This window comes from Ancylobacter sp. TS-1, assembly GCF_009223885.1.
In the GTDB taxonomy this organism is placed as follows: domain Bacteria; phylum Pseudomonadota; class Alphaproteobacteria; order Rhizobiales; family Xanthobacteraceae; genus Ancylobacter.
On record NZ_CP045144.1, the window covers coordinates 1,062,063 to 1,079,738 of the forward strand.

General features: G+C 69.7%; 17 protein-coding genes. 7 read left to right on the forward strand and 10 right to left on the reverse strand.

Translation table 11 applies throughout. The annotated features are described in order from the left end of the window. The first annotated feature begins 235 nt into the window (after nt 1-235). Both folE and hisI read left to right on the forward strand, forming a co-directional pair. Entirely contained in the window at nt 236-874 is a 639-nt protein-coding gene (gene folE / locus GBB76_RS05175; protein WP_152302307.1) for a GTP cyclohydrolase I FolE, read from the forward strand. Nucleotides 875-878: 4 nt separating this feature from the next. Beyond that, entirely contained in the window at nt 879-1,379 is a 501-nt protein-coding gene (hisI, locus tag GBB76_RS05180; RefSeq protein WP_152302308.1) for a phosphoribosyl-AMP cyclohydrolase, read from the forward strand. Between the two features lie 67 nt (nt 1,380-1,446). Here the strand turns inward: hisI and GBB76_RS05185 are convergent, their stop codons facing one another. Further along, entirely contained in the window at nt 1,447-1,878 is a 432-nt protein-coding gene (locus GBB76_RS05185) for a CBS domain-containing protein (protein WP_152302309.1), read from the reverse strand. A 160-nt stretch (nt 1,879-2,038) separates the two neighbouring features. Further along, a complete protein-coding gene (locus GBB76_RS05190) occupies nt 2,039-2,812 on the reverse strand; it encodes a rhomboid family intramembrane serine protease (protein ID WP_202911206.1) in 774 nt (257 codons plus the stop codon). 252 nt (nt 2,813-3,064) lie between these two features. Between GBB76_RS05190 and GBB76_RS05195 the strand changes: the two genes are divergently transcribed. Further along, nucleotides 3,065-3,730, forward strand: a complete 666-nt coding sequence (locus GBB76_RS05195; protein ID WP_152302311.1) for a transglutaminase-like cysteine peptidase — start codon at nt 3,065-3,067, stop codon at nt 3,728-3,730. 153 nt (nt 3,731-3,883) lie between these two features. On the opposite strand, the gene GBB76_RS05200 is transcribed toward GBB76_RS05195, so the two are convergent. The 6 genes from GBB76_RS05200 to GBB76_RS05225 form a co-directional block, all read right to left on the reverse strand. Further along, the gene (locus GBB76_RS05200) at nt 3,884-4,414 is read right to left on the reverse strand and encodes a gamma carbonic anhydrase family protein (protein ID WP_152302312.1); all 531 of its coding nucleotides are present in this window, start codon (nt 4,412-4,414) and stop codon (nt 3,884-3,886) included. 18 nt (nt 4,415-4,432) lie between these two features. Next, nucleotides 4,433-4,645 carry a DUF3126 family protein gene (locus tag GBB76_RS05205; protein WP_152302313.1) on the reverse strand — a complete coding sequence of 71 codons (213 nt, stop codon included), beginning with the start codon at nt 4,643-4,645 and terminating at the stop codon, nt 4,433-4,435. Nucleotides 4,646-4,752: 107 nt separating this feature from the next. After that, nucleotides 4,753-5,601: a serine O-acetyltransferase gene (cysE, locus tag GBB76_RS05210; RefSeq protein WP_152302314.1), complete on the reverse strand. Its 849-nt coding sequence runs from the start codon at nt 5,599-5,601 to the stop codon at nt 4,753-4,755. A 277-nt stretch (nt 5,602-5,878) separates the two neighbouring features. Beyond that, nucleotides 5,879-6,631: an alpha/beta fold hydrolase gene (locus GBB76_RS05215; protein ID WP_152302315.1), complete on the reverse strand. Its 753-nt coding sequence runs from the start codon at nt 6,629-6,631 to the stop codon at nt 5,879-5,881. Nucleotides 6,632-6,807: 176 nt separating this feature from the next. Then, nucleotides 6,808-7,173: a DUF4087 domain-containing protein gene (locus GBB76_RS05220; RefSeq protein WP_152302316.1), complete on the reverse strand. Its 366-nt coding sequence runs from the start codon at nt 7,171-7,173 to the stop codon at nt 6,808-6,810. Between the two features lie 18 nt (nt 7,174-7,191). After that, a complete protein-coding gene (locus tag GBB76_RS05225) occupies nt 7,192-8,196 on the reverse strand; it encodes a hypothetical protein (RefSeq protein WP_246669044.1) in 1,005 nt (334 codons plus the stop codon). Nucleotides 8,197-8,396: 200 nt separating this feature from the next. On the opposite strand from GBB76_RS05225, the gene GBB76_RS05230 reads away from it, so the two are divergent. The 3 genes from GBB76_RS05230 (at nt 8,397) to GBB76_RS05240 (ending at nt 10,879) form a co-directional block, all read left to right on the forward strand. Beyond that, nucleotides 8,397-8,645 carry a zinc-finger domain-containing protein gene (locus GBB76_RS05230; protein WP_152302317.1) on the forward strand — a complete coding sequence of 83 codons (249 nt, stop codon included), beginning with the start codon at nt 8,397-8,399 and terminating at the stop codon, nt 8,643-8,645. Between the two features lie 14 nt (nt 8,646-8,659). Next, nucleotides 8,660-9,832: an FAD-dependent monooxygenase gene (locus GBB76_RS05235; protein ID WP_152302318.1), complete on the forward strand. Its 1,173-nt coding sequence runs from the start codon at nt 8,660-8,662 to the stop codon at nt 9,830-9,832. A 117-nt stretch (nt 9,833-9,949) separates the two neighbouring features. Continuing rightward, nucleotides 9,950-10,879: a DMT family transporter gene (locus GBB76_RS05240; RefSeq protein ID WP_152302319.1), complete on the forward strand. Its 930-nt coding sequence runs from the start codon at nt 9,950-9,952 to the stop codon at nt 10,877-10,879. A 170-nt stretch (nt 10,880-11,049) separates the two neighbouring features. Here the strand turns inward: GBB76_RS05240 and GBB76_RS05245 are convergent, their stop codons facing one another. Then, nucleotides 11,050-12,078, reverse strand: a complete 1,029-nt coding sequence (locus tag GBB76_RS05245; RefSeq protein WP_152302320.1) for an LLM class flavin-dependent oxidoreductase — start codon at nt 12,076-12,078, stop codon at nt 11,050-11,052. Between the two features lie 177 nt (nt 12,079-12,255). Between GBB76_RS05245 and putA the strand changes: the two genes are divergently transcribed. Next, the gene (gene putA, locus GBB76_RS05250; RefSeq protein ID WP_152302321.1) at nt 12,256-16,080 is read left to right on the forward strand and encodes a trifunctional transcriptional regulator/proline dehydrogenase/L-glutamate gamma-semialdehyde dehydrogenase; all 3,825 of its coding nucleotides are present in this window, start codon (nt 12,256-12,258) and stop codon (nt 16,078-16,080) included. A gap of 22 nt (nt 16,081-16,102) precedes the next feature. Here putA and GBB76_RS05255 read toward each other — a convergent pair whose 3' ends face one another. Next, the gene (locus GBB76_RS05255) at nt 16,103-17,641 is read right to left on the reverse strand and encodes a TolC family protein (protein WP_202911172.1); all 1,539 of its coding nucleotides are present in this window, start codon (nt 17,639-17,641) and stop codon (nt 16,103-16,105) included. Between the last annotated feature and the right edge of the window lie 35 nt (nt 17,642-17,676).

Genomic DNA, 17,676 nt, shown 5'->3' on the forward strand with positions numbered 1-17,676 from the left:
CCGTTCGCTTCGGCAAATCCAGCCTCGGCCTGCATTGCGGCCTGACCGCACTGGCCTATATAGGTGCGGTGGCGGCCCTGCGAAAGCAACAACCGGATGTCTCTTCCGGTGCGTTCGCAGGGAAGCTATTCTCGGGACGCGTCGCTGATCCAGGGCGGGAGATGGCGCGTATGGCGAGTCGAACCGGCGACACCTCGGCGCCCGGTAGCAATCGCGCCGTCGAACGGAGTCCGTCATGGATGCAGTGCTCAAGTCGCTCATGCGTAGTGCCCAGAACGAGATCGAAGCCTCCGCCGCGCGCCGCCCCTCCCGCGAGGATGCGGAAGCGGCCGTTCGCACGCTGATCGCGTGGGCCGGCGACGACCCCGCCCGCGAGGGCCTGCTGGACACCCCCAAGCGCGTCGTGCGCGCCTATGAGGAATTCTACAGCGGCTACCGCGCCGATCCGGAAGCCATTCTCGACCGCACCTTCGGCGAGATCGGCAATTTCGACGATATGGTGATGGTGCGCGACATCGAGTTCCACTCGCACTGCGAGCACCACATGGTGCCGTTCGTCGGCAAGGCGCACATCGCCTATTTCCCGGTCGAGCGCGTGGTCGGCCTGTCCAAGATCGCCCGCATCGTCGACATTTTCGCGCGCCGCCTGCAGACGCAGGAGCACCTCACCTCGCAGATCATCACGGCGATGGACGAGATTCTCAAGCCGCGCGGCGTCGCGGTGCTGATCGAGGCCGAGCACATGTGCATGGCGATGCGCGGCGTGCGCAAGCAGGGCGCTTCCACCGTCACCTCCCAGTTCACCGGCGTGTTCCGCGACGATCCGCAGGAGCAGGTTCGCTTCATGAGCCTGCTGCGCGGCATGCGTCCGTGATCCCGTGACCGACGCTCCCTTTTCCGCGCGCGGCAGCAAGGCCGAGATCGAGGAAGGCGACCGCCTCTCCCCGAAATTCGACGCCGACGGCTTCGTCACCGCCGTCACCGTCGATGCCGATGACGGCACGGTGCTGATGGTCGCGCATATGGACCGGCAGGCGCTGGCGCTGACCATCGAGACCGGCATCGCCCACTATTTCAGCCGCTCGCGCGGGCGGCTGTGGAAGAAGGGCGAGGAAAGCGGCCATCTCCAGACGCTGGTCGAGCTGCGCGTCGACTGCGATCAGGACGCCGTGGTGCTGCGCGTGCGGATGGCGGAGCTTGGGCCGGGAATTCCGGGCGCCTCGTGCCACACCGGGCACCGCTCCTGCTTCTTCCGCACCGTACCGCTCGGCAGCCCGCCCTCGCCCGAGCTGACGCTTTCGGTCAATGATGGCGGCAAGCTGTTCGACCCGGCGGCGGTCTACGCGGCGCCGAAGAAGACCGACACGCCCCGCTTCTGAGTGCCGTTCGCACGGCCCGGCAAGGGCCGCCGATCGGCCCGGCCTGCGGGCCGGGCCGTCATTTCGCTCACGCGGACATGATGTATTCGCGCATGGCGTGGCTCTCGTTCTCCATCTCGGCAAGGCGGTGCTTGACCACATCGCCAATGGAGATGATGCCGACGAGGCGCCCGTCCTGCACCACCGGCAGGTGGCGGAAGCGGCCCGCCGTCATGTGCTCCATGATCTGGTGCACGGTCTCGTTGCCGTCGCAGGTCACGACCTTCGAGGTCATGACCGAAGCGATCGGATCGTCGAGCCGTCCGGGCCCGTCGAGCCCGATCACCCGCACCACGTCGCGCTCCGACAGTATGCCGACCACGCGGCGCTCGGCGTCGGTGACGACGATGGCACCGATTCGCTTGTCGGCGAGCAGTTCGGTCGCCGCGCGCAGCGTCTCCTGGGGTCCGATCGTCTGAACGTCGAAACCCTTCTCTTCCAAAATCTTACGAACCGTCATGGCGTAACTCCTTCCCGGCCTCGGCGGTGCTGCCGGTTCTCGCCCCGTCGCCCGCTCGTCCCAGCTTCTTCCCGAAAAGTCGGGCGAGCCTTGTGGAGGGATGATCCGCCTTTACGCTGTGTCAGGCAATAGGTTCCCGCAACGGCATGACGCCGGCGGCTCAGCGTCCGTAGCGGCGCAGGCGCGGATCGTCGCCCGGCTGGCGCCCGACCGGGTCGAACAGCGGGAACAGCAGCAGCCCGAAGACGAAGCCGCCAATATGCGCCTGCCAGGCGACGCTGCCGTCGACGATCCCCGCCGGCGCGCCGATGCCGAAGGCGATGTTGATGATGAACCACACGGCGACGAAGCCGATCACCCGCCGATCGCGCAGAACCTGGAACAGCGGCGGGGCGGGAAAATGCGCGGCCTGCTCGGCCATGTCCGGCCGCCACACGCCATAGCCTTCATGCGCGAACATGAAGCGCAGCGCCGCCGCCATGCAGCCCGACACCGCCGCCGAGGCGCCGATCATCGGCACCAGCTCGCCCTCATGGGTGAGAAGGTGCAGGCCGGCCCCGGCCGCCGCCGTGGCGGCGAAGAAGGCAAGAAACCGCAGCACCCCGAAGCGGCGCGCCACCGGCGTGCCGAAGGCCAGCATCCACAAAAGGTTCAGGCCGACATGCGACCAGCCGCCATGCAGGAAGGCGTAGGTCACGAAGGTCCAGATGTCGGCCGCCGTGCCGCCCGGCAGCACCCCCTCCGCGAGCACGGAAGGGTCGAAGCGCGCGGGAATGAAAGCGAACAGCGCCAGTATCTCGACGCCGGTATCCGGGTCGACCCAGTCGCGCACCAGCTGGATGACCAGCATCACCGCCGCCAGCACGGTGATCACCGGCGGGACGTTCAGTATGGGTTCGCGTCTTTGAGCGGCAAGGCGGGGCGGTTCGAGCACACCGATCAAATAGGCTGCCGCGCGCGCGGCGGCAAGGCGGCCGGGGGCGTTCCACGCCTGCGGCAAGGCATCGCCGGCTTGCCAGCGGCTTAATCCGCGTGATGAACAGTTTGCCTATTGGAATGGTTAATACCAATAGAAAGACACGTTAACATTCCATGTCCGAGGTTGTGACGAATCTTCGACATCGCTTAGACGAGAATAAAAACATCGTCGCTATGCTTTCATCCATAGACAGGGATGGGGTACGCGATGAAAAAGAGGCTCGAACGGGCCCTCCTCGCGACTGGGGCGGCAGTACTGGGCACGGTCTTCGCAGTGACACTGGCGACGACCCTGCCGGGCGCGTCGGCCGAGGCGAAGGAACGGGTGGCGATGTTCTCGAACTTCGCCGCCAATATGGCGGTCGGGGTCAACACCACCGTGCCGCTCGGCTATGCGCGCTTCTGTGCCGAGAACCCGGCCGAATGCGGCGCGCCGCGCGGGCATGGCGGCATGGTCGCCCTCACCGAGGCGACCTATGCGCAGCTTCGCCAGGTCAATGAGGACGCGAACCGGCGCATCCAGCCGATGACCGACATCGATCATTACGGCGAGATCGAGCGCTGGACCTTTCCGGCCGACGGCTATGGCGACTGCGAGGATTACGTGCTGGCCAAGCGCCGCACGCTGATCGACCTCGGCTGGCCGGCGGACACGCTGCTTGTGACCGTGGTGCGCGACCACAAGGGCGACGGCCACGCCGTGCTCACCGTCGTCACCGACCGTGGCGATCTGGTGCTCGACAATCAGGAGGAAGCCATCGTGCTCTGGCACGAGACCGGCTACCGCTTCGTCAAGCGCCAGTCGCAGGAGAATGTGGACGGCTGGGTGTCGCTCGGCGACGTGCTGGCGCCCTACTCGGTCGGCCGGAACTGAAGCTCCACCGCACCGACCATCGTCATCCCGGCCCCTCGGGTCGTGCCTGCGGCAAGCCCAAGGGCAGGCTCCGCGCAGCGAGAGCCGGGATCGTCGACCCAGCGGCGCGCGATCCCGGATCGGCCCGCGGCCGTCCGGGACGACGAAGGAAGCTCAGTCGATGCGCTTGAGCCCCTCGGCGAAGCGCCGCCAGTTGCGCACATAATGCGCGGCGGTGCCGTGGATGCGCTGCTCCCACGCCTCGTCCAGCGTGCGGATCACCTTCGCGGGCGCGCCGACGATGAGCGAGTTGTCGGGATATTCCTTGCCCTCGGTGACGAGGGCGCCGGCGCCGACGAGGCAGTTGCGGCCGATCTTGGCGCCGTTGAGGATTGTCGCGCCCATGCCGATCAGGCTGTTGGCGCCGATGGTGCAGCCGTGCAGCATCGCCTTGTGGCCGATGGTGCAGTCCTCGCCGATGGTCATCGGAAAGGTGGGGTCGGTGTGCAGGACGCACAGTTCCTGGATATTGACGCGCGCGCCGAGCGTGATGCGCTCATTGTCGCCACGGATCACCGTGCCGAACCACACGCTCGCCTCGTCGCCGAGCGCGACATTGCCGATCACCTCGGCATTCGGCGCGATCCAGTAGCGGCCGAGCGCCGGCAGTTCCGGCGCCACCCCGTCGAGAGCGTAGATCGCCATCTCAGCGTCTCTCCCGGCTCAGTCCTCGAGGTCGGTATCGAGGATCGCCATCTGGAAATTGTAGGAGAGGTCGCCGTCTTCCTTGTCCTCGAACAGGACGCCGATGAACTCCTCGCCCAGATAGACCTCGGCCGAGTCCTTCTTCTTCGGACGCGCCACGACCCGGATCTGCGTGTTGGTGAACAGGCGCCGCATGTAGGTCTGGACGCGTTCGAGATCCTTCTTTTCCAAAGTCCGTGCTCCCGGGATGTTGGATTGGGGCGCAGGCTTGCCACGCCGGACGCGCCCGCGCAACCGGCGTGCCATGCTTTACCCCCGGCGGATCGGATCGTCCGCCGTCAGATGGCCTCGCCGAGGAAGGGAAGGTCGTCGAACATCTGGTCCATGCTGCGCGACGGCTCGGAGCAGCCGGCGAGACCGATCACCTTGGCCGGCACACCGGCCACCGTGGTGGCGGGCGGCACGGGCTTGAGCACCACCGAGCCGGCCGCCACGCGGGCACAGCGGCCCACCTCGATATTGCCGAGCACCTTGGCGCCGGCACCGAGCAGCACGCCGCTGCGGATCTTCGGGTGGCGGTCGCCATGCTCCTTGCCGGTGCCGCCGAGCGTGACGCCCTGCAGGATCGACACATTGTCCTCGATCACCGCCGTCTCGCCGACGACGATGCCGGTGGCGTGGTCGAAGAAGATGCCGCGGCCGAAGCGGGCGGCCGGGTTGATGTCGACCTGAAACACGACGGAGGCGCGGCTCTGGAGATAGAGCGCGAAATCCTTGCGCCCGCTCTTCAGCAGCCAGTGGGCGAGGCGGTGCGTCTGGATGGCGTGGAAGCCCTTGTAGTAGAGCAGCGGCTCCACCGCCCGCTCGGTCGCCGGGTCGCGGTCGCACACGGCGAGCACGTCGGCGCGGATGGCGAGGCCGAGTTCGGGATCCTCGGCCACCGCCTCGCGGAAGGCCTGCCGGATGAGATGGCTCGGCATGTCGACATGGTCGAGCCGCTGGGAGACACGGTGCCCGACCGCCTCTTCAAGCGAGGCATGGTACAGCACGGTGGAGAAGATGAAGCTGGCCAGCGCCGGCTCCTTGGCCACGATGGCCTCTGCTTCGCCACGGATGCGGGACCAGACGGGATCGACCTTGTCGAGCGGGCGCGCCGACTCGACACGCTGAAGCGTATTCTGCGCCATTGTTCTATTCCTTCGCCGGTCGCGCGCGGGCGCCGGCGGATGACCCGAGTTGGCAAAAGCCTAGCACAGGCGACAGGGTGAGCCTACGCGGCCGACCTTGCGATTCTGCATAGAAGCGAACCCCTGGCCCGACCGCCGTCCCGTTGAATCAGTTTGTGAGGACGCGCGGATTCATCCTGCGAACAAGCGCTTGCAACCGATTCAGACGATTCACCTTTCGGCGGTTCCTGAATCAAAATGCAAGGAACGCAGCCGCGCCGGCAGGCACCCTGCCCGCTCAGCGCGGCTCGGCAAGAAAGCCGAGCACGGCTTCCTTGAACACCTTGTCGCCCACCGCCACCATGTGGTCGCGGTCGGGGATGTCGAGCACCCGCGCGCCGGGGATCAGCTCGGCCAGCGGGCGCGCCGGCCCGGCAATGGGGTCGCGCGTGCCCACCGCGATGAGCGTCGGCACGGCGATGCGTGCCACCTCCTCGCGGCTCAGCGTGCGGCGCGAGCCGACGATGCAGGCCGCCAGCGCCTCGCGGTCGCTCTTCGTCTGGTCGGCGAAGGCGCGGAACATGCGCCCCATCGGGTCGCTCACATCGTCGAGGCTCGGGGCGCGCAGCGCGTCGGCGATGGTGATCGGCAGCCCTGCCCCCTCGACGAGATGGATGCCGATGCCGCCGAGGATGAGGTTGCGCACGCGCCCCGGCGCCAGCAGCGCCGCGCAGGTGCTGACGCGCCCGCCCATCGAGTAGCCCATCAGGTCGACACGGCTCAGGCCGAGATGGTCGATCAGCCCGATCACGTCGCGCGCCATCAGCCAGGGATCGTAGAGTTCGGGCTGGTAGAGCTTGGCGGAGGCGCCATGGCCGCGATTGTCGAGCGCGATCACCCGCCTTCCGGCACGCGTCAGCGTCGACACCCAGCCCGGGCCGACCCAGTTGATCTCCTTGGTCGAGCCGAAGCCATGCACCAGCACGATCGGTTCGCCCTCCCCCTCGTCGAGATAGGCGAATTCGATTCCGTCATGGCTGAAGGTCGGCATGGAAGGCTCCGGCAGCGAGCGGCGAAGGGGCGGCCAAGGGTTGGCAAAGCGGCCGAAAGCTAATCAGGCCGGGCCGTCCTGCCAAGCCGCTCTGCCAAGCCGCTCTGCCAAGCCGCTCTGCCAAGCCGCCGCGCCGGCATGCCGGTCATGCGCCCGGAAGCGGCGCGCTGCGTCGGCTATTTCGGCTGCTGGAGCGCCTTGTCGTTCCGGCAGCGCGACAGCGGCAGGATCTTGCCGGAATAGATCCGGGTGATGTTGCGCTCCGCCTTGTCGGTGTCGACGCTGAGGCAGGCGCAGCCATAGCCGTAGCCGTTGGGCTGGAGCTTCACATATTGCTTCATGTCGAAATCGGGGGCGTTGTCGAAGCCCTCGGCCTCCATGCCGCCCTGCGAGCGCATCCACCAGTCGCCCTCACTGTCCGACAGGTACCAGTTGCCGGGCGTCGGGTTGACGTACCAGCCGCAGCGGTTCTCGGCGGCGCCCGCGGGAGCGGCGGCGATGAGCATCAGGATGGGCGCGGCCGTCAGCAGCAGGTTGCGCATCGTCGCCTCCTCGGGCGTTCAGGCCGGCTGCGGTAGCGCCGGGCCGCGCCTGTTCTTCCACATCGGGCGCAGCATCGCCACCATGGCGGCGTTGAAGGAGGCCACCAGCCCGAACAGGTTGGCGACTGCGGCGAGGATCCACACTCCGAGCCGCACCATCGCCTCGGTGACGAACAGCGCGCCCCGCCCCAGCGTCTTGACGATGGCGAGCGTCTGGCCGCCCTTCGCCTGGGCAAGGCCGCGCAGCCGCGCCGCGCCGGCCGCGTCGTCGACATGGCGCAGCCCGGCGAAGGTCGCCCGGGTGCCGGCCTTTGAGCCGGCCGCCCCGAGATCGGCGACCAGCGTCGCCACCTCGGCACGGCGCCCACCGCGCAGCGCCGCCGCCACATCGCCGGCGAAACGCCCGCCGACGGCCCCCGCCCGGCGCGCGCCCTTGAGGACGGAGAGTCCCGCGCGCAGCGTCAATGGCGCGCCGAAGGCGGCATAGGTGGCGCCCGTCACCGCGATGCCGGCGCCGGCGAGATCGACCATCAGCCGGTCGACCGGCTCGCCGCGCGCCCAGTGCAGCGCCTCGCGCCCAAGATCGCGCACATCGCCCCAGACCGTCAGGTCGCTCGCTGCCGCCCCGGCCAGTCCCGCGAGGTCCTCGCCCTCGCCAGTCAGGAAACCCTGCCCGAAATGCCCGGCGCCGCGCGCGAATTTCACCCCCGGCGCGTTCGCCAGGGCGACGCGGGCGCGCCGATCCGCCGACACCGGGATTCCTCGCGCCTCGGCGAGCGCGATGAAGCTCGCCGCCAGCTCGCCGTCGCCTTCCGCCAGCGCGGCGTCGATCTCGGCGTCGGCCCGCGCCGGGGTCAGCACCTTGTCCAGTTGCAGGTCGGCGATGCGCGCCGCGTCGTCGCGCGCCATGACGAGCGCGAGCGCCTCCCGTCCCGCCGGCACGACCCAGTGGGCGGCGCCGGCAAAGGCGAGGAGAAAACCGAAGGCGGCAACGAAACGGTACATGGAGCGGGAGCGTGACATGGCTGGCGCGTGAGCCGCCTCTCATGCCTTTCCATTGTGGCGAAGCGATGGGGTGGACGCCGCCCCCCCCCCGCCGCACTGCGCCGGGGCCCGCCTGCGACCCACAGCCCCGGCATTCGGCGGACCGAGCCCCTTGGACACGCGGTCGCCAGCGGCTATGTTCGGCCCGATTTCAACGCGAGCGCGGACAGGCGGACATCATGGCGGGCCACGTCGTTCCCCATTTCCACAATTCGGCGGGGGTGCAGAGCATCTCGATCGGCGCCAGGAAGTTCATGTGCGTCGGCGCCCTGCCGCCCTATGACCATCCGCATGTCTTCCTCGACATGGGTTCGGACGACGAGATCATCTGCCCCTACTGCTCGACGCTCTACAAGTTCGACGGGCATCTGCACGGCACCGAATCGATTCCGCCCGACAGCCTCTACGACACGCCCGTCGCCGCCTGAACGGGCAAACCTCCGTGGCCCCTCGCCGCATCGCCATTGCCGGGGCCGGCATTGGCGGGCTCACCGCCGCGCTCGCGCTGGCGCAGGCCGGATTCGAGGTCGCGCTGGTCGAGCGTGCCCGCGAACTGGAGGAGGCCGGGGCCGGGGTCCAGCTTGCCGCCAACGCCACGCGCTGCCTGCGGTCGCTCGGCGTCTATGAGCGCGTCGCCGCGCGTGCGGTCGTCCCGCGCGCCTTCGAGGTGATGGACGGCCGGCGCGGCACCCGGCTCACCGGCGCACCAATGGGCGAGACCGCCGAGGCGGCGTTCGGCGGGCCGTTCATCGTCATCCACCGCGCCGATCTTCAGGCCGCCCTGCTGGCCGCCGTGCGCGAGACGCCGGCGATTACCCTCACGCTCGGACGGACACTCACCGGCTTCGAGGCCACGCCGGACGGTGTGGCGCTGCATCTCGCCGGAGCGGCCGAGCCACTGCGCGCGCAGGCGCTGGTCGGCGCCGACGGCCTGCGCTCGGCCGTCCGCCTCGCTTTGCGTCCCGACGCCCGCCCCTCCTTCCGTCACCGCGCCGCCTGGCGGGCCACTGTCCCGGCGAGCGCCCTGCCCGACCGCCTCGCCGAGCCGGTGACGCGGCTCTGGCTCGGCCCGGGCGCGCATCTGGTCTCCTATCCGGTGCAGGCCGGCGAGGCGATCAACCTCGTCGCCGTCACGCCGGACGAGCGCGAGGTGCATGGCTGGAACGAGGAAGGCGCGCCGGGCGACCTGCTCCTCCATTATCGCGGCTGGAGCACCGAGGCGCACGCCCTGCTCGCCGCGCCGGACCGCTGGCTGCGCTGGGCGCTGTTCGACCTCGACCCGCTCCCCGCCTGGGGCGAGGGCCCGGTGACATTGCTCGGCGACGCCGCCCACGCCATGCCGCCCTTCCTTGCGCAGGGCGCGGCGCAGGCCATCGAGGACGCCGTGGTGCTGGCGGACGAACTCTCCCGCGATGGCGACATCCCCGCCGCGCTGCGCCGCTACGAGGCGCTGCGCCGGCCGCGCACCGCCCGCGTGCAGCGCGCCGCGCGCGGCATGGATCGCCTCTATCATCTCGCCGGCCCGGCCCGGATCGCCCGCGATCTGGTCATGCGTGCCCGCGCCGGCGAGACGGTGCTGGAGCGCTACCGCTGGATCTATGGCTGGCGCCCCTGAACGCGGCCAAGCCCGGTCTTTCGATCGGATTTCCTCATACCCCCTATAAAAACATCTCGTTTTCCGATCCATCGCACTTCGCCTAGGTTGTGCGCCATCAACCGATGGAGATGACCGATGCCCCTCGCATCGAGCACCGGCGCGTGCCACGCCGCCGCGCCACGCACGGCCGTGCGTCTACCGCTGCCACTGCTGGTGGTGCTGTTCTGCGTGCTGTGGTCGTCGGCCTTCGCCGGCGCCAAGCTGGCGCTGGCCGACTGCCCGCCGCTGATATTGCTGGCGGCGCGGCTGCTCATTGCCGGCGCCATCATGCTGGTGCTGGCGTGGCTGATTGACGGCCGCCCGGCCATGCGCCGGCGCGACGTGGCGGCGCTGGTGTTCATCGGCATCCTCAACAACGCGGTCTATCTCGGCTTCAACTGGACCGCGCTCACCTTTACCTCCTCCGCCTATACGGCGGTGCTGACCAGTTGCCTGCCGCTGCTGGTGGCGCTCGGCGCCGGCCCGCTGCTCGGCGAGCGGATGAGCCCGCGCAAATGGGCGGGCATCGCGCTGGGACTGGTCGGCGTGGTGATCGTGCTGCGCTCGCGCCTTGCCGGCGCGCATGAGAGCCTGGAAGGCACGCTGCTGATCGGCGGCGGCGTCATGGCGCTGGCGGCCGGCACGCTGGGGTTCAAGTATTTCGTCCCGCGCGGCGGCATCTGGAGCGGCAACGCCATCCAGTGCCTCGCCGGCGGCCTCGTGCTCATTCCGGTGGCCCTCGCCACCGAGAGCGTCGGCGACATACGCTTCACCGCCAACCTGTTCGGCGGCCTCGCCTTCCTCGTCGTCGCCATCTCGATTGGCGGTTTCGGGCTGTGGTTCTACCTGCTCACCCGCACCTCGGCGACGGCGGCATCGAGCCTCCACTTCCTGATGCCGCCGCTCGGCCTGTTCTTCGGCTGGCTCCTGCTCGGCGAGGCGGTGCCGCCGCTCGACATCCTCGGCATCGCGCCGATCGCGCTCGGCATCTGGCTGGTGACACGGCCGGCGCGGAGGACGGCGTAGCCATCATGTCCCGGACAAGCGGCGCGCAGCGCGGCGCCGATCCGGGGTCCAGGGGAGCCCCCCGTCATCCCGGCCGAGCGCAGCGAGAGCCGGGATCGCTCCCCGACGCTGCACGCGATCCCGGATCGGCCTTCGGCCGTCCGGGATGACGTTGTTTCAGGGGTGGAAAATCACACCGCCACCGGCGCCGTCTGGAGCGCCTTCACCAGCTCGAAGGAGCGCTTGCGCGCCGCGAGGTCGGGAATGGCGGTGGTGATCATGATCTCGTCCGCCAGCGTCGCGTCGAGGAAGCGTTCCAGCCCCTGCGCGACCTTCTCCGGCCCACCGACCAGCACTTTCTCGCGGTTGCGGCGGATGAACACCCGGTCGGCCTCGCTGTAGGGATAGGCCGCCGCCTCCTCCGCCGTCGGGATCGGATCATGGCCGCCGCGCGCGCGCCGCAGATGGGCGAGGTCGACGCTGCCGGCCAGCCATTCCGCCTCCTCGTCCGTCGGCGCGCAGACCACCGCCAGCGCCAGTATGGCGTGCGGCTGGGAAAGGCGCTCCGAGGGCTGGAAGGCCGAGCGATAGCTCAGCATGGCATCGAGCACGTCGTGCTGGGCGAAGTGGTGCGCGTAGGCGAAGCCGACGCCGATCTGCGCCGACAGCCGCGCGCTGTAGCCGGACGAGCCGAGCAGCCAGAGCGGCGGCAGCTTCACGTCGACTGGCATCACCTTGATGTTGCGGTAGGGGTGGTCGGCCGGCCACTGGCCGGTGTCCCACGCCATAAGCTCGCGCAGCCGGTCGAGGAAATCGTCGCCGGGGTCGATGTCCTGCCGGCGGCGCAGCGCGTGCGAGGTGAGATGGTCGGTGCCCGGCGCCCGGCCGAGGCCGAGATCGACGCGGCCGGGATAGAGGCCCTCCAGCACCTTGAACCGCTCCGCCACCATCAGCGGCGAATGGTTGGGCAGCATCACCCCGCCCGAGCCGGCGCGGATGCGCTGCGTCGCCGCGAGGATCTGCCCGGCCATGATGTCCGGCGCCCCGGAGGCCACCGAGGGCAGATTATGGTGCTCCGCCACCCAGATGCGCTCATAGCCGAGCGCGTCGACATGGCGGGCGAGTTCGATGGTGTCGCGCAGCGCCTGCGGCCCCGTGCCGTTGGAGGCGACGAAGGACAGGTCGAGAACGGAAAGCGGAATGCGGGAGAGACGGGTCATTGCCTGCACGTAGGCATCGCCGCGCACGCCGCAAGGAGTATCCTGCATGTTACCGGAAGCGCGGGCGGCAACCTGCAGCACCGCGAGACCGGATTATACCCGATCCATCAGGTTGCACCTTTCACGATCTGAAGTTACACCTTCGCCGTTCCGCCTTCCAGATTCCGGGAGTTCCTCATGACCGCGACCACCATCGGCGTGAAGATCGACGACGCCTTGCGCGCCCGCCTCAAGGCCGCCGCCGAGCGCGAGGGGCGCTCCCCGCACAGCCTCGTCAAGCAGGCCCTCGTCTCCGCCATCGAGCGCACCGAGCGCGGCCTGCCGCCGGTGCCGGAGAGCGGTGCAACCGAGGCATCGTCGCTGGACGGCATCGAGAGCCCCTTCCTGCCCTTCGCCCGCGGCGTGCAGCCCCAGAGCGTGCTCCGCGCCCGCATCACCAATGCCTATCGCGTGCCGGAGACCGAGGCCGTCCCCGTGCTGCTCGGCCCGGCGACGCTGCCGCCGGCGAAGGCCGAGGCGGCGAAGGCCCGCGCCCGGGCGCTGGTCGAGGCTCTGCGCGAGAAGGGGCAGAAGGGCGCGGTGGAGGGGCTGATCCACGAATATTCGCTCTCCAGCCAGGAGGGCGTGGCGCTGATGTGCCTCGCCGAGGCGCTGCTGCGCATTCCCGACCGGGCGACGCGCGACGCGCTGATCCGCGACAAGATCGGCCATGGCGACTGGCAGGCCCATGTCGGGCACAGCCCCTCGCTCTTCGTCAACGCCGCCACCTGGGGGCTGGTGCTCACCGGCAAGCTGACCGCCACGTCGAGCGAGACCGGACTCACTGGCGCTCTCACGAGACTCATCGGTCGCGGCGGCGAGCCGCTGATCCGCAAGGGCGTCGACGTCGCCATGCGGATGATGGGCGAGCAGTTCGTGACCGGCCAGACCATCTCCGAGGCGCTGGCCAATTCCCGCCGCATGGAGGCGAAGGGCTTCCGCTATTCCTTCGACATGCTGGGCGAAGCCGCCACCACGGAGGCCGACGCGCAGCGTTATTTCGCCGATTACGAGCAGGCAATCCATGCCATCGGCAAGGCCTCGGCCGGACGCGGCATCTATGAGGGGCCGGGCATCTCGATCAAGCTCTCGGCCTTGCACCCGCGCTACAGCCGCGCGCAATATTCACGCGTTATCAATGAGTTGCTGCCGCGTGTTGTCACGCTGGCGAAGCTCGCGCGGCACTATGACATCGGGCTGAACATCGACGCCGAGGAAGCCGACCGGCTGGAGATTTCGCTCGACCTTCTGGAATCGCTTTGTTTCGAAGAGGGGCTAAGCGGCTGGAACGGCATCGGTTTCGTCGTTCAGGCCTATCAGCGCCGCTGCCCCTATGTGATCGACTACCTCGTCGACCTCGCCCGCCGCTCCGGCCACCGGCTGATGGTGCGTCTGGTGAAGGGCGCCTACTGGGACAGCGAGATCAAGCGCGCGCAGGTGGACGGGCTGGAGGACTTCCCGGTCTACACCCGCAAGATCCACACAGACCTTTCTTACCTCGCCTGCGCCCGCAAGCTGCTGGCCGCGCCCGACGCGGTGTTCCCGCAATTCGCCACCCATAACGCGCAAACCCTTGCTACCGTTATGGAAATGGCGGGCGCCAACTACTATGCGGGCCAGTATGAGTTCCAGTGCCTGCACGGCATGGGCGAACCGCTCTATGAGGAAGTGGTCGGCCGCGAGAAGCTCGGCCGGCCCTGCCGCATCTACGCCCCCGTCGGCACCCATGAGACGCTGCTCGCCTATCTGGTGCGGCGCCTGCTGGAGAACGGCGCCAACTCCTCCTTCGTGAACCGCATCGCCGACCCCGCCGTGCCGGTCGACGAACTGGTCGAGAGCCCGGTGGAAGCGGCCCTGCGCATCGAGCCGCTCGGCGCGCCGCATCCGCGCATCGCCGCCCCCGCCGATCTGTTCGGCACCGAACGCCGCAACTCGGCGGGTCTCGATCTGTCCAACGAGCAGCGCCTCGCCTCGCTCGCCGCCGCCCTGCTGGCCGGCAGCGCCGCGCCGCTGCATGCGGCCCCGCTGGTCGGCGACGGGCCGGTCGCCGGCATCGCCCGCCCGGTGCTCAACCCCGCCGACCATCGTGATCAGGTCGGGACGGTGGAAGAAGCGACGCCCGAGACCGTCGCCCGCGCCATGGAGATCGCGCAGGCGAGCGCCCCGATCTGGCAGTCGACGCCCCCCGCCGAGCGCGCCGCCTGCCTGTTCCGCGCCGCCGAGCTGATGGAGGCGCGCCTGCCGCAGCTCATCGGCATCATCGTGCGCGAGGCCGGAAAATCCTTCCCCAACGCCGTCGGCGAGGTGCGCGAGGCGGTCGACTTCCTGCGCTATTACGGGGCGCAGGTGCGCGATGGCTTCTCCAACGACACCCACCGCCCGCTGGGGCCCGTGGTCTGCATCAGCCCGTGGAACTTCCCGCTGGCCATCTTCACCGGGCAGGTCGCCGCCGCGCTCGCCGCCGGCAATGCCGTGCTGGCCAAGCCGGCCGAGGAGACGCCGCTGATCGCCTTCGCGGCGGTTGGCCTGTTGCGCGAGGCAGGCGTACCGCCGGGCGCGGTGCAGCTGCTTCCCGGCGCCGGCGATGTCGGCGCGGCGCTGGTGGGCGATTCCCGCACGCGCGGGATCATGTTCACCGGCTCGACCGAGGTGGCGCGGCTCATCCAGCGCCAGATCGCCGGCCGGCTGAACCCGGACGGCAGCGCGATTCCGCTGATCGCCGAGACCGGCGGGCAGAACGCCATGATCGTCGATTCCTCGGCGCTGGCCGAGCAGGTGGTCGCCGACGTGCTCGCCTCCGCCTTCGATTCCGCCGGCCAGCGCTGCTCGGCCCTGCGTATCCTGTGCCTGCAGGAGGACGTCGCCGACCGCACGCTGGAGATGCTGCGCGGCGCGCTGAAGGAGTTGTCCGTCGGCAACCCGGTGCGGCTGTCGACCGATATCGGCCCGGTCATCACCGCCGAGGCGAAGGCCGGCATCGAGGCGCATGTCGAGCGCCTGCGCAAAGCCGGCCACCGCGTCGAGCAACTCGCGCTGGGCGAGGACACACGCCACGGCACCTTCGTGCCGCCGACCCTCATCGAGATCGACGATATCGCCGAGCTGAAGCGCGAAGTCTTCGGCCCGGTGCTGCATGTGGTGCGCTACCGCCGCGACGACCTCGACGCCCTGATCGCGGCGATCAACGCCACCGGCTACGGCCTCACCTTCGGCCTGCACACGCGCATCGACGAGACCATCGCCCGTGTCGGCGAGCGCATCGAGGCCGGCAACGTCTATATCAACCGCAACGTCATCGGCGCGGTGGTGGGCGTGCAGCCCTTCGGCGGCCACGGGCTCTCGGGCACCGGGCCCAAGGCGGGCGGCCCGCTCTATCTCGGCCGGCTGCTGGCAATGCGACCGGCGGCGCTGCTCACGGGCACGGAGCCGCCCGGCGAGGCGCGGCTGTGGGTCGATTTCCAGTCCGATCCGGACACGCGCGACCTCGCCGGCCGCGCGGTCGGGGCCTCGCCCTATGGCCATCGCGCGGAACTCGCCGGCCCCGTGGGCGAGCGCAACCTCTATGCGCTGTCGCCGCGCGGCACCGTGCTGTGCCTCGCCGCCACCGAGAAGGGCCTCGCCGTGCAGATCGCCGCGGCGCTCGCCACCGGCAATCGCGTGCTGCTGGAGGGCTCCTTCCTGCCGGCGCTGCCGGACGCGGTGAAGGACCGGGTGAGCATGGTCGACGGCCTCGAGGACGCCGCTTTCGACGCGGTTCTGTTCGAGGGCGACGGCGACGCGCTGCGCCAGCTCAACGAGACGGTGGCACAGCGCGAGGGGCCGATTGTGCTGGTCCACGGCCTCACCCCCGACGCCATTGCGCGCGGCGAGGGCTACCCGCTCGACCTGCTGATGCTGGAACACTCGGTCAGCACCAACACCGCCGCCGCCGGCGGCAATGCCAGCCTGATGAGCATCGGCTGAGCCGGCCGGCGGGCCTCGCCTGTCAGGGACGGGCGAGGCTGGCGGGAAGGTCGCTCGACGTCATGGCGCCAAGCATGAAGGCGAGGTTGGCGGCCGCCACCAGCGAGGCGGCGTGAGCGTCGGCCTGCGCCTGGCGGGCGGTCAGCAGGCCGCTATCGGCGGCAGTCGCCACGGTGATGTTGCCGACGCCGCTCGTGTAGGCGTCGAGCGCGGCATCGTAGGTCACGGCCGCCGCCTGGGCGAGCGCCGTCGCCGCGCGATAGGACGCCAGCGCCGAGCGCAGCGTGTCGGCGCTCACCACGATCTCGCGCGCGGCATCGTCGCGGGTCTTCTGGAAGGTCGCCTGCGTGGCGGCCGCCAGCGATTCCGCGTTCTTGAGCTGCGCGGCGCGCAGGCCGCCATCGTAGAGCGGCATGGTGACGCCGAGCAGCACACCCGTCGCCGAGGCCTGCTGGCCGATGGTCGGCAGGCCGGTGGCGCTGAAGCTGGCATCGCCGCTGGCCGCGACCGCGCCGAGGAAGACCTTCGGCATGAATTCGGCCTGCGCCGCCGTGATGGCGGACTGGCTCGCCTTCATCGCCGAGAAGCTCGCCAGCACGTCCGGCCGGCGGGACAGCGCCACCTTGATCATCTCCTCGGTCGGCGCGCCGACGCTGTCGGGCAGGCGCCGGCCGCTCGCCTCGCGCACCCTGATCGCGGTCATGGGCGACACGCCGACGGCGCCGAGCAGAAGCTGGTAGGCATCGCGCTCGCCGCCCTGCGCCTGCACCAGCCCGAACTGGGCCTGCGCCACCTGCTGGCGGGCCTGCGCCACTTCCACCGTGGTGCCGAGGCCCTTCTCCGAGCGCTCGCGGGCGGCATCCGCGATCTTGCGGCTGTTGATGAGGTTCTGCTCGGCGAGCCTCACCCGGCTGCGCGCCGCGCCATAGAGGAAATAGGCCCGCGTGACCGAATAGATGATCTTCTGGTGCGCGCCGTTGAACAGGACATTGGCGGCCGTGGCGTTGTGCCTGGCCACCTTGTGCAGCGCGTCGCGCTGGCCGAAATCGAACAGCAGCCATTGCAGCGCGATCTGCGGCGACACGCCTTCGATCCTGCTGGAGACCTGGCTGGTGTCGCCGATCGACACCGGCAGTGGCGCCGACACGTCCTGCCAGCCGCCGATCACATTGGCCGAGATGAAAGGCAGATAGGTCGCCTCCACCATCCCGGTCGCCAGCGCCGCCTGCCGCGCCTGTTGCCAGGCGACCCGGGTGAGCGGATTCTGGCTCTGCGCGAGGTCGATAAGCTGCGGCAGGTCGTAGACACGGTTCGTCTCGACGCCGGGCGTCGGCACCAGCACCGCCGCCTCCGCATTGCCCGGGACGCCGAAATCCTTGGCGCCGGTGGATGTCGTGCCGGAGCCCCCGGCCGGAGCGGCAGTGCCGGCATCGTCCAGCATGGCGACCTCGCCCTCGGCGGGTGTCCAGGGCGACGAAGGATCCTGCGGTGCGGTCTTCAGCGCGCTGGTGGCGCAGCCGGCGAGCAGCAAGGCCGCCGCGAGCAACAGCCCGGGCTGCATCAGCTCACGCCATCGCCGCATTCGGTAGGGCGACA

What these genes read in the sequence shown, in the direction of transcription:
- GBB76_RS05225 (WP_246669044.1), bottom strand. Translation starts at nt 8,196, where the DNA reads ATGTCACGCTCCCGCTCCATGTACCGTTTCGTTGCCGCCTTCGGTTTT.
- GBB76_RS05220 (WP_152302316.1), bottom strand. Translation starts at nt 7,173, where the DNA reads ATGCGCAACCTGCTGCTGACGGCCGCGCCCATCCTGATGCTCATCGCC.
- cysE (WP_152302314.1), bottom strand. Translation starts at nt 5,601, where the DNA reads ATGGCGCAGAATACGCTTCAGCGTGTCGAGTCGGCGCGCCCGCTCGAC.
- GBB76_RS05195 (WP_152302311.1), top strand. Translation starts at nt 3,065, where the DNA reads ATGAAAAAGAGGCTCGAACGGGCCCTCCTCGCGACTGGGGCGGCAGTA.
- GBB76_RS05230 (WP_152302317.1), top strand. Translation starts at nt 8,397, where the DNA reads ATGGCGGGCCACGTCGTTCCCCATTTCCACAATTCGGCGGGGGTGCAG.
- GBB76_RS05245 (WP_152302320.1), bottom strand. Translation starts at nt 12,078, where the DNA reads ATGACCCGTCTCTCCCGCATTCCGCTTTCCGTTCTCGACCTGTCCTTC.
- putA (WP_152302321.1), top strand. Translation starts at nt 12,256, where the DNA reads ATGACCGCGACCACCATCGGCGTGAAGATCGACGACGCCTTGCGCGCC.
- GBB76_RS05255 (WP_202911172.1), bottom strand. Translation starts at nt 17,641, where the DNA reads ATGCAGCCCGGGCTGTTGCTCGCGGCGGCCTTGCTGCTCGCCGGCTGC.
- folE (WP_152302307.1), top strand. Translation starts at nt 236, where the DNA reads ATGGATGCAGTGCTCAAGTCGCTCATGCGTAGTGCCCAGAACGAGATC.
- GBB76_RS05185 (WP_152302309.1), bottom strand. Translation starts at nt 1,878, where the DNA reads ATGACGGTTCGTAAGATTTTGGAAGAGAAGGGTTTCGACGTTCAGACG.
- GBB76_RS05240 (WP_152302319.1), top strand. Translation starts at nt 9,950, where the DNA reads ATGCCCCTCGCATCGAGCACCGGCGCGTGCCACGCCGCCGCGCCACGC.
- GBB76_RS05215 (WP_152302315.1), bottom strand. Translation starts at nt 6,631, where the DNA reads ATGCCGACCTTCAGCCATGACGGAATCGAATTCGCCTATCTCGACGAG.
- GBB76_RS05200 (WP_152302312.1), bottom strand. Translation starts at nt 4,414, where the DNA reads ATGGCGATCTACGCTCTCGACGGGGTGGCGCCGGAACTGCCGGCGCTC.